We start from the raw sequence: 10,501 nt of genomic DNA, 5'->3' as shown, positions 1-10,501 counted from the left end.
GGCCGGGTGCGCACCCCGCGCCCCGCGGCACGGACGGCGCGCGAGGCGCCGCCCTCGACGCCGATCCGCACGTGACGCCGCTCGTCGGCTGTTTCGACGGCGAGCCGTTCGCGTATTTCGAAGCGTTCTGGCTGAAGGAAGACGCGCTCGCGCCGCACGTCGCGGCGCGCGACTACGACCGCGGGCTGCGGATGCTGGTCGGCGAGTCGCGCTGGCGCGGCCCGCATTGCGTGGCCGGCTGGTTGCCGTCCGTCGTGCATTACCTGTTTCTCGACGACCCGCGTACCGAAGCGGTCGGCTGTGCCGTTCCGGCCGGCCACGCGCGGGTTGCCGACCATCTCGCGCGGCATGGCTTCGCGCGGCAGCGCCGTCTCGCGCTGGCCGACGCGCAGCCGCTGTGGATGCGCACGCTGCGCGAGACGTTCTTCTCCGGCCGTCACGTCTGACGGGCCGGATTCACCGACAAGGGAGCTGAGACATGCAGAGAGAAACCGTATTCGACCTGATCGGCGTCGGCTTCGGGCCGTCGAATCTGGCGCTGGCCGTGCGCCTCGCGGAGCGCAGCGGCGCGCGCACGTTCGCCCATTGCTTCGTCGAGCGCCAGCCGGAATTCGGCTGGCATCGCGGGATGCTGCTCGACGACTGCCGGATGCAGATTTCGTTTCTGAAGGATCTCGTCACGATGCGCGATCCGAAAAGCCGCTACACGTTCATCAACTACCTGTTCGAGCGCGGCCGGCTGAACGAATTCGTCAACCTGAAGAACTTCTATCCGACCCGCGTCGAATTCCACGACTACCTGAGCTGGGTCGCCGACGCATTCGACGACCGCGTGCACTACAGCGAGACCGTGCTGGCGATCGAGCCGGTACGTGGCGACGGCGCGAAGATCGACGCGCTGCGCGTGCTGTCGCGCGACGCGGCGGGCCACGAGCGCCAGCGCGTCACGCGCGCGCTGTCGGTCGGCGTCGGCGGCACGCCCGCGATTCCGGACGCGTTCGCCGCGCTCGGCCGCGACCGCGTGATCCATTCGTCGTCGTACCTGACCGACATCGACCGACTCGTCGCATCGCCCGACGGCGAGCGCCGCCGCGTCGCGGTGATCGGCGCGGGGCAGAGCGCGGCCGAGGTGTTCATCGACCTCGCGCGCCGCTTCCCGCATGTCGACGCGAGCCTCGTGATGCGTGCCGGCGCGCTGAAGCCGGCCGACGACAGCCCGTTCGTCAACGAGATCTTCAGTCCCGAGTTCACCGACGTCGTCTATGCGCAGCCGCACGACGCGCGCCGCGCATTGCTCGAGCGCTACCGCGACACCAACTACGCGGTGGTCGACCGGCCGCTGATCGAGCAGATCTACGAAATGCTGTACCTGCAGCGCATCGACGGCACGCCGCGCCATGCATTGCTTGCGAACAGCGCGATCGAGGCCGCGGTGCGCACGGCCGACGGCCGCATCGAGCTGACGCTGCGCGACCGGTTGAGCGGCGCCACCCGCGTCGAGCGCTTCGACGCGCTGGTGCTCGCGACCGGCTACCGCCGCGACACGCACTCGGCCTTGCTCGAAGGGCTGGCGCCGCACCTCGGCGATGCGCTCACGCGCGGCGACGTCACGCGCGATTACCTGCTCGCGACGCCCGCGGACTTCGCGCCGCGCATCTACCTGCAAGGCTGCTGCGAAGACAGCCACGGATTGTCCGACACGCTGCTGTCGGTACTGGCGCGCCGCGCGGACGAAATCTGCGCGTCGCTCGAAGACGGGATCGCGCCCGGCCATGACGAAGGCGCGGCCCGGGCAATGCACGAAAAACGACCGGAAAACGGGGTGAGCGCGGGCCGGATGGCTTTCGCTCTTTGACAAAGGCGCGGTCGGAGACCGCATGAAAAAAGTGGAGCAGAGAAAGATGGAGTGGGCAACAGGCACGCGTTTGCGTGCGATCGCAGCCGCGGCGAGCGTGGCGTTCGGTACGGCGGCGGCAGGGCACGCATACGCCCAGACGGCGCCGGCCGTGAACGCGGGCGTCGCGGCGTCGGCCAGCAGTGCACAGAACGGCGCGGCGGCCGGTTCGTCGACCAGCGCGCAGAACGGCACGCTGCCGGCGATCACCGTCAACGCGGCCTCGGCCGGCGACGGCACGGTCGGGCTCGTCGCGAAGCGCAGCCGGTCCGGTACCAAGACCGACACGCCGATCAACGAGATCCCGCAGACGATCAACGTCGTCACCGCGCAGCAGATCGAGATGACCGGCGCGACCGACGTGAACGCGGCGCTGCGCTACGTGCCGGGCTTCTCGTCGTACGGTTCGGACAACCGTTCGGACTGGTATGCGGCGCTGCGCGGCTTTACGCCGACGGCCTACGTGAACGGCCTGCAGGTGCCGAACACGATCAACCTCGCCAGCTGGCGTGTCGATCCGTACATGATCGACAGCATCAGCGTGCTGCGCGGGCCGACCTCGGTACTGTACGGCGCGGGCGACCCGGGCGCGATCATCGACGTGCAGACCAAGCTCGCCGACGGCGAGCGCGTGCGCGAGGCCGGGGTGCAAATCGGCAACTACGCGCGCAAGCAGTTCATGATCGACGTCGGCGACAAGCTCGACCCGGACGGCAAGTACGCGTACCGGTTCGTCGGCGTCGCACGCGACGGCAACGCGCTGACCGGTCCGAACAACGACCAGCGCGTCGCGCTCGCGCCGTCGTTCCGCTGGCGCCCGGACGCGGATACGTCGCTGACGCTGTCCGCGACGTACCTGCAGGACTGGGGCGACATCTCGTCGAACTTCGTCCCGGCGGTGGGCACGGTGCTGCCGAACCCGAACGGGCAAATCAACAAGGACGTCTACGAAGGCGACCCGAACTTCAACTACTACCGCAAGAAGCAGTGGTCGGTCGGCTACCAGTTCGAACGAAACCTGACGCCGGCGTGGACGTTCCGCCAGAACACGCGCCTGATGCACCTGTCGCTCGACAACGGCTCGGTGTTCGGCAACGGCTTCGTCGACGGCAGCACGACCGACGTGTCGCGCTGGGCCGGCGTGTTCCAGATGAACTACAGCCGCTTCGACATCGACAACAACCTGGAAGGCCGGTTTGCAACGGGCCCGCTCCAGCACACGCTGCTGCTCGGCTTCCAGTACAACCGCCAGACCGCGACCGACAGCGAATGGCTCGCCGCCGCGTCGCCGCTGAACATCTACAACCCGGTCTATACGCCGGTCACGCTGTCGGTGTTCTCGAATCCGGACACCACGTTCCGTACGAACACGTACACGACGATGAACACGTTCGGCCTGTACGCGCAGGACCAGATCAAGTGGAACCGCTGGACGCTGACGCTCGGCGGCCGCGAGGACTGGGTCAACATGCGGATGGACGACCGCGCGGGCGGCACGTCGACGAAGGCGGACGTCACGGCGTTTACCGGCCGCGTCGGCCTCACGTACCAGGGCGATTACGGGCTGTCGCCGTACGTCAGCTACGCGACGTCGTTCAACCCGCTGATCGGCGTGAACCTGCTCGGCGGCGGGCTGCCGCAGCCGACGCGCGGCAAGCAGATCGAGGCCGGCCTGCGCTGGCAGCCGCCCGGCAAGAACCTGATGCTGAACGCGGCGATCTACCAGATCAACCAGACCAACGTGCTCACGTCGGCGTTGCCGAGCCAGGACCCGACCGGCACGAAGTCGGTACAGACGGGCGAAGTGCGTTCGCGCGGGATCGAGCTGAGCGCGACCGGCAAGGTCACGTCGAATCTGTCGGTGATCGCGTCGTACGTCTACCAGGACGTGAAGAACGTGCAGGCCAACGACGTGTCGCTGAACAACTGGCCGGTCGACATTCCGCGGCCGCGCCAGATGGCGTCGCTGTGGACCGACTGGACGTGGCACACGGGGCCGCTCGCGGGCTTCGGCCTCGGCGGCGGCATCCGCTACCAGAGCGCGTCGGCCGGTGCGGCGGACAACTCGCTGACGGTGTCGAGCGTCACGCTGTTCGACGCGGGGCTGCATTACGACGTGCGTAACTGGCGCTTCGCCGTGAACGGGACGAACCTGTTCAACCGCCATTACATCAGCGGTTGCCAGTCGTACAACGTCTGCGTGTTCGGAACCGACCGCACGGTGATCGCGACCGCGAAATACAACTGGTGACGTTGCGCGCCGCGGCCCGCCGGCCGGCCTTCGCGGCCGGCGCGGGCGGGCCGCGGCGCCTTCGTCCGCTTTTCCTCGACGCATCCATGCCGAAAAAAAATCTCGTCTACATCCAGTCGCTGCGCAACGGCGCGGCCGATCGCGCCGGCCAGCCGGTCGCTTATCGGGGCGGCACGCGCTACATGAAGGCGCCGCTCGAATTCCTCGTCGAACGCCTGAACGATTCGCCGCTCGGCGAGCGCTACACGCTCAAGGGCGTGATCGTCGACGACGACGAAGGCTCGCCGGCCGACCGCGCGAAAGTGGCCGACTACGGCTTCGCGCGCACGCCGGGCCGCCCGTGGATCCTGCCGGAGGGGTTGACGGTGCAGGGCACGCCGGTCGACGCGCTGTTCAGCGCGATTCCGTCGACGTACCGGCGGCTGCCGCGCGACGCGCGCGAGCGCGTGGCCGGCAAACAGGCGTTCGAGCGCCGCCTGCTCGAGCGCCTGCTCGACCTCGACGCCGACATCGTCGTGCTCGACGGGCTGCTCGTGATTCTCGACGAGCTCGTGCGGCCGGGCGCGCGCTTTCACCGGCGCATCGCGAACATCCACCCCGGCATCACGGCCGACGATTCGCCGTACCAGCGGCGCGGCGCGTGGGCGACGCTCGATGCGCTGCACGGCGCGCGCGGCGAACGGGTCGACTGGGCGAGCGGCACGACGTCGTCCGTCGAGCCCGTGACGATGACGGGCGCGTCGTTTCACTACGTCGACAACGGCATCGATTCCGGCGAGGTGATCTGCGACGTGCTCGACACGCCGATCGCGCCGGACGACACGATTCTCGAACTGCGCTGGAACAACTTCCAGCGCAGCCTGTTCCCGGCGCTCGAGCGGGGGCTGCATGTCCTCGCCGACCGCCACGACGCGGGAGTACTGTGATGGAAGACACGCTGACGAAACCGGCCGGTGCCGCCGACGCCGTCGCAGGCGAGGTGGCTGCCGCGCTCGACGGAGCCGCGCAGGGGCAGGCCGTGGCGGTCGTCGAGCACACGCTCGACGCCTGGCGGCCCGACGGTGCGCCGGACGAGCTGCTCGCGGCGTTCGTCGCGCTGTTCAACACCGACACGCGGTACGACATCGCGACGATCTCGGTGCCGCTCGCCGGCGCGGAGGCGGCAGCCGTCGAGTCGTACGTCGCGCGCGCGGTGCGCGAGGGCGTGATCGACGGCGCGCAGGTCGTGGGCGACACGCTGCGGCTCACCGTGTCGCGCACGACGTTCTGGCAGAACCCGCGGCCGTGGCTGAAGGCGCCCGCGTCGGGCGGGATGCCGCTGCGCTACGCGATCACGAACGGCCACCGGCATCCGGTGCGCCCGCCGTCGCCGGCCGGCGAGATCTATGCGCGCTACATGCCGCAGGTCGGGATGACCTTCAGCCTGCGCACCGTCGACGTCGACGCGCATGCGGACCTGTTCAGCGGCTGGATGAACCTCGATCGGGTCGCGCATTTCTGGGACCAGCGCGGCACGCGCGACGAGCACGCGGCCTACCTTGCCGAGCGGCTCGCCGATCCGCACATGCACCCGATGATCGGTTATTTCGACGATACGCCGTTCGGCTATTTCGAGTTCTACTGGGCGAAGGAGGACCGCCTCGCGCCGTTCTACGACGCGCACGACTACGACCGCGGCTTGCACCTGCTGATCGGCGACTCGCGCTTCCAGAGCGCCGGCAAGCTGCATGCGTGGTGGAGCGGGGTGCTGCACTACATGTTCGTCGACGAACCGCGCACGCAGCGGCTCGTCGGCGAGCCGCGCGTCGATCACGTGCGGCACATCGCGTACATGCACCGGCTCGGGTTCTACACGCTGAAGGAATTCGATTTCCCGCACAAGCGCGCGGCGCTCACGGTGATCGAGCGCGATACGTTCTTTGACACTTTCCGCTTGCCGTGACGGCACGGGCGCGCGGCGTCGGCACGCGCACGGGCCGCGCATCGAAGCGCCGGGTTGCGCGGCCGAACGCAGGGCAGGCTTCGTCGAGAAGGTGCTGTTTCGACCTCGGGAGCGTGGTGTTCTCGCGCATCAGGAAGGATCGCTTGTTCACTTTTGCATCAGCGCACACAAAAAACGTACAAGCGTCAAAAAGTGAACAGGATTTCGCAAGCCTTTGATGTAAAGGCACTATTTTCTCTACATGAGCGGCCACGCTTTCCTCTCATACGAACCATCGATGTGAAGCGCGCAGTTTTGCGTGTCGACGGCACGCCGGGCAGTCGTCCAGATGGTCGGGCCCCTGCGGCGCGAGTCGTGCCCGCATCCGGCAACTCCAGGTTGCCACCGCGACGACTTTCCGTCTGTCCGGTTGCCGTCGAATCGACTATCGTTGCCTGCATGTTCCGCACCGTACTTCAGGAGACGACACCGTGACGCACAGCGTGATCCCCGCAGGCCTGGCCGACGAAATGATCCAGATCCGGCACCGCATTCATGCCCACCCCGAACTGGGTTTCGAGGAATTCGCGACGAGCGACCTCGTCGCGGAGCAGTTGCAGTCGTGGGGTTATACGGTGCATCGCGGGCTCGGCGGAACCGGCGTCGTCGGGCAGTTGAAGGTGGGCGATGGCGCGCGGCGCCTCGGCCTGCGTGCCGACATGGACGCGCTGCCGATCCACGAGGCGACCGGGCTGCCGTACCAGAGCACGATCGCCGGCAAGATGCATGCGTGCGGCCACGACGGCCACACGGCGATGCTGCTCGCGGCCGCGAAGCATCTCGCCCGCGAGCGCCGTTTCTCGGGCACGCTGAACCTGATTTTCCAGCCGGCCGAGGAAGGGCTCGGCGGCGCGAAGAAGATGCTCGACGAAGGGCTGTTCGAGCAGTTCCCGTGCGATGCGATCTTCGCGATGCACAACATGCCGGGCTTCCCCACCGGCCAATTCGGTTTCCTGCCGGGGCCGTTCATGGCGTCGTCGGATACCGTCGTCATCGACGTGCAAGGCCGCGGCGGCCACGGCGCGGTGCCGCACAAGGCGATCGATCCCGTCGTCGTGTGCGCGCAGATCGTGCTGGCGCTGCAGACGATCGTGTCGCGCAACGTATCGCCGCTCGACATGGCGATCGTCACGGTCGGCGCGATCCACGCGGGCGACGCGCCGAACGTGATTCCCGATCGCGCGCAGATGCGCCTGTCGGTGCGCGCGCTGAAGCCCGACGTGCGCGACCTGCTCGAAACGCGCATCAAGGAAGTCGTCCACGCGCAGGCCGCCGTGTTCGGCGCGACCGCGACGATCGACTACCAGCGCCGCTACCCGGTGCTCGTCAACGACGCGGAAATGACGGCGTTCGCGCGCGGCGTGGCGCGCGAGTGGGTCGGCGATGCAAACCTGATCGACGGGATGGTGCCGCTCACCGGCAGCGAGGATTTCGCGTTCCTGCTCGAAAAGCGGCCGGGCTGCTACCTGATCATCGGCAACGGCGACGGGGAGGGCGGCTGCATGGTGCACAACCCGGGCTACGACTTCAACGACGCGGCGCTGCCGACCGGCGCGTCGTACTGGGTCAAGCTGGCCGAGGCGTTTCTGGTGTGACGCGGTTTCGCGAACGTCGTCGTTGCCGGGCTCGCATGAGCTTTTCCGGCCGCGACGGATGTGCTCGGATTTGACGCTCCTTGACATCGGCGGGACAGGTCGCGTGCTACGCTGCGCGCGACGCCGGATTGGCTCGATGAATACAGGTGTGAATGACATGCGAAAACAGCTTCTGACCGTGCTGACGGCCTGTGCGGTGGGCGTTCTGGCGGCCGGGTGTGACGACCAGAAGGTGGCGGACGCGGTGAATTCGATCAAGCCCGACCCGCTCGCGTTCGGCAAACTGCAGCCGGGTGTCTCGACGACCGAGGACGTGCTCCGCCAGGCGGGCAAGCCCGAGATGGTCAGGCAGGGCGACGATGGCTCGCAGCGCTTCGAGTATCCGCGCGGCCCGTACGGCACGCGTACCTACATGCTCGATTTCGGGCCGGACGGCCGGCTCGTGTCGATCACGCAGGCGCTGACCGCGGCCAACATCGCGAAGGTCGTGCCCGGCATGTCGAAGGACGACGTGCGGCAACTGCTCGGCAAACCGACCGAAGTCGCGCAATACGCGTTGAGCCATGAAGAGGTGTGGAGCTGGCACTGGGCCGAGGGCGGCGTATCGGGCGACGCGATGTTCAACGCGCATTTCTCGCCCGACGGCACCGTGATCCGGACGTCGCGCTCGGAGGCGCCGGGGCGCGAAAAGCCCTGACGTCGCGGCACGCACGCAGGCTGTTCCGTCAGAATGCCGTGCCGCCGAACAGGGCCGCCGCCATCTCCGGATTCGACGGCCAATACATGTGCATGTACGTCGCGACGATCGCGCCGCTGCGGTAGACGGCTTCGCCGCTGCCCGGCGCGCCGTCGGGGCGCGCGGCGCTCGCGACCGGCACCAGCGGCGTCGCGAACCGCGAATAGTGGAACGTATGGCCGCGCATCGGCCCGTTGCGCGTCTCGAGTTGCTGCATGCCGAGCGCCGCGAACCGGCGCTGCATCGTCGCATGACCCGGCAACACGCCCAGCATCGGCGTCGTCACGCCGTCCACGTCGGTCAGCGATTCGCACAGATACACCATCCCTCCGCATTCCGCGACGATCGGCCGGCCGGCCGCCGCGTGCGTGCGAATCGTCCGCGCGGTCCCGGCATTCGCCGCGAGCGTCGCCGCATGCAATTCCGGATAACCGCCCGGCAGGAACAGCGCGTCGCAATCGTCGGGCACCGGTTCGTCGGCGAGTGGCGAGAAGAACCGCACCGCCGCACCGAGCGCATCCAGCAGCGCGAGGTTCGCCGGATAGATGAACGAGAACGCCGCATCGCGTGCGACGGCGATCCGCTTGCCCGCAAGCGCGCGCGGCAGCGGCACCGCGGCGTCCGGTGCCGCGAACGCGACGGCCGGCGGCAATTCGGCGAGCGCCGTCCGCGCGAGCACGTCGGCCGCGCGCTCGAGCCGCGCATCGAGATCGTCGATGTCGGCCGGTTGATGCAGGCCGAGATGCCGCTCCGGCAGCGTGATGCCCGCATCGGCCGGCACGTGTCCGAGCCAGCGGAGGTCGCCGGGCAGCGCCTGTTGCAGCAGTTCCGCATGCCGCGCGGAGCCGACGCGGTTTGCCAGCACGCCGTGAAACGGCAGTGTCGGCCTGAACCGGGCGAGCCCGAACGCGATCGCCGCGAATGTCTGCGCCATCGCCTTCGCCGAAATCACCGCGACGACCGGGACGCCGAACGCGGCCGCGAGATCGGCGCTGCTCGGCGTGCCGTCGAACAGCCCCATCACGCCTTCGATCAGGATCAGATCCGCGTCGCGCGCGGCATCGGCGAGCAGCGCGCGGCAGCCGGTTTCGCCGACCATCCCGAGATCGAGCGCATGCACGGGCGCGCCGCTCGCGCGCTCGAGCAGCATCGGATCGAGAAAGTCGGGCCCGGTCTTGAACACGCGCACGCGGCGGCCCAGCCGGCGGTGCAGCCGTGCAAGACCGGCCGTCACCGACGTCTTGCCCTGGCCCGACGCGGGTGCGCTGACGAACAGCGCGGGGCAGGCCGGCACGCTCAGAACTCCACGCCGCGCTGCGCCTTCACGCCTTGCTCCTTGTACGGGTGCTTGACGAGCCGCATTTCGGTGACGAGATCGGCCGCGTCGATCAGCGCATCGGGCGCGTGCCGCCCCGTCACGACGACGTGCACCGAAGCGGGACGTGCGGCGAGCGTCGCAAGCACTTCGTCGAGCGGCAGGTATTCATACTTCAGCACGGTGTTCAGCTCGTCGAGGATCACCATCCGGTAGTCGCCGCTCTCGATCATCCGGCGCGCCTCGTCCCAGCCCTTGCGCGCGGTCGCGATATCGGCGTCGCGGTTCTGCGTGTTCCACGTATAGCCGTCGCCCATCGTCACGAAATCGCACTCCGCGACCGCGCCGAGAAAGTCGCGCTCGGACGTATGCAGCGCGCCCTTGATGAACTGCACGACACCGAGCCGCATGCCGTGGCCGAGCACGCGCACGGCCATGCCGAACGCAGCCGTGCTCTTGCCCTTGCCGTTGCCGGTATTGACGATCAGCAGGCCCTTTTCCAGGGTGGCGGCGGCCTGCTTCTTCTCGTGGCCGGCGCGGCGGCGTTCGGTCATCCGCTGATGGGATTCGGCATCGGTCTTCATCGGAAATCGTCCTGTCGAAAGCGAAACAAAGGGTTCAGAGCGGGCCGGCGAGGGCAACCGTCACGCCGTCCCGGATGGATTTGGGGCCCAGCAGCCGGCCATGCGGCGCCGCATGGCCGGCTGCTGGGCCCCAAATCCCTCCGCA

Annotated in this window: 9 protein-coding genes and 1 pseudogene; 7 read left to right on the top strand and 3 right to left on the bottom strand. The window is 68.4% G+C overall.

All coding sequences use genetic code 11. The features are described from left to right. The 7 genes from G3N62_RS32070 to bamE form a co-directional block, all read left to right on the top strand. On the top strand, window positions 1-446 hold a 446-nt coding region (locus tag G3N62_RS32070), incomplete at its 5' end, for a GNAT family N-acetyltransferase (RefSeq protein WP_206141425.1). Window positions 447-478: 32 nt separating this feature from the next. Further along, window positions 479-1,855 carry a lysine N(6)-hydroxylase/L-ornithine N(5)-oxygenase family protein gene (locus G3N62_RS32065; RefSeq protein WP_124669085.1) on the top strand — a complete coding sequence of 459 codons (1,377 nt, stop codon included), beginning with the start codon at window positions 479-481 and terminating at the stop codon, window positions 1,853-1,855. A gap of 22 nt (window positions 1,856-1,877) precedes the next feature. Beyond that, window positions 1,878-4,145, top strand: a complete 2,268-nt coding sequence (locus tag G3N62_RS32060; RefSeq protein WP_059557728.1) for a TonB-dependent siderophore receptor — start codon at window positions 1,878-1,880, stop codon at window positions 4,143-4,145. A gap of 86 nt (window positions 4,146-4,231) precedes the next feature. Then, window positions 4,232-5,071, top strand: a complete 840-nt coding sequence (locus G3N62_RS32055) for a N(5)-hydroxyornithine transformylase PvdF (RefSeq protein ID WP_034187026.1) — start codon at window positions 4,232-4,234, stop codon at window positions 5,069-5,071. Further along, window positions 5,071-6,087: a GNAT family N-acetyltransferase gene (locus tag G3N62_RS32050; protein ID WP_124607952.1), complete on the top strand. Its 1,017-nt coding sequence runs from the start codon at window positions 5,071-5,073 to the stop codon at window positions 6,085-6,087. The genes G3N62_RS32055 and G3N62_RS32050 overlap by 1 nt, the downstream gene beginning before the upstream one ends. 470 nt (window positions 6,088-6,557) lie before the next feature. Further along, the gene (locus tag G3N62_RS32045) at window positions 6,558-7,721 is read left to right on the top strand and encodes a M20 aminoacylase family protein (RefSeq protein WP_034186914.1); all 1,164 of its coding nucleotides are present in this window, start codon (window positions 6,558-6,560) and stop codon (window positions 7,719-7,721) included. A 157-nt stretch (window positions 7,722-7,878) separates the two neighbouring features. After that, a complete protein-coding gene (bamE, locus tag G3N62_RS32040; RefSeq protein WP_034186913.1) occupies window positions 7,879-8,418 on the top strand; it encodes an outer membrane protein assembly factor BamE in 540 nt (179 codons plus the stop codon). A 28-nt stretch (window positions 8,419-8,446) separates the two neighbouring features. Here the strand turns inward: bamE and G3N62_RS32035 are convergent, their stop codons facing one another. The 3 genes and pseudogenes from G3N62_RS32035 to G3N62_RS36175 form a co-directional block, all read right to left on the bottom strand. Continuing rightward, window positions 8,447-9,751, bottom strand: coding sequence for a cobyrinate a,c-diamide synthase (locus tag G3N62_RS32035; protein WP_124669083.1), 1,305 nt, complete (start codon window positions 9,749-9,751; stop codon window positions 8,447-8,449). Window positions 9,752-9,753: 2 nt separating this feature from the next. After that, window positions 9,754-10,356 carry a cob(I)yrinic acid a,c-diamide adenosyltransferase gene (gene cobO, locus G3N62_RS32030; protein WP_034186911.1) on the bottom strand — a complete coding sequence of 201 codons (603 nt, stop codon included), beginning with the start codon at window positions 10,354-10,356 and terminating at the stop codon, window positions 9,754-9,756. A 34-nt stretch (window positions 10,357-10,390) separates the two neighbouring features. Beyond that, window positions 10,391-10,501, bottom strand: a pseudogene (locus tag G3N62_RS36175) (cobalamin biosynthesis protein CbiG); the annotation flags it as partial.

The sequence above is a fragment of the Burkholderia sp. Tr-20355 genome (assembly GCF_017104685.1).
Classification (GTDB): domain Bacteria; phylum Pseudomonadota; class Gammaproteobacteria; order Burkholderiales; family Burkholderiaceae; genus Burkholderia; species Burkholderia seminalis.
This window is presented reverse-complemented; position numbering and strand designations above follow the sequence as displayed.

What these genes read in the sequence shown, in the direction of transcription:
- G3N62_RS32050 (WP_124607952.1), top strand. Translation starts at nt 5,071, where the DNA reads ATGGAAGACACGCTGACGAAACCGGCCGGTGCCGCCGACGCCGTCGCA.
- G3N62_RS32055 (WP_034187026.1), top strand. Translation starts at nt 4,232, where the DNA reads ATGCCGAAAAAAAATCTCGTCTACATCCAGTCGCTGCGCAACGGCGCG.
- G3N62_RS32065 (WP_124669085.1), top strand. Translation starts at nt 479, where the DNA reads ATGCAGAGAGAAACCGTATTCGACCTGATCGGCGTCGGCTTCGGGCCG.
- G3N62_RS32060 (WP_059557728.1), top strand. Translation starts at nt 1,878, where the DNA reads ATGAAAAAAGTGGAGCAGAGAAAGATGGAGTGGGCAACAGGCACGCGT.
- cobO (WP_034186911.1), bottom strand. Translation starts at nt 10,356, where the DNA reads ATGAAGACCGATGCCGAATCCCATCAGCGGATGACCGAACGCCGCCGC.
- bamE (WP_034186913.1), top strand. Translation starts at nt 7,879, where the DNA reads ATGCGAAAACAGCTTCTGACCGTGCTGACGGCCTGTGCGGTGGGCGTT.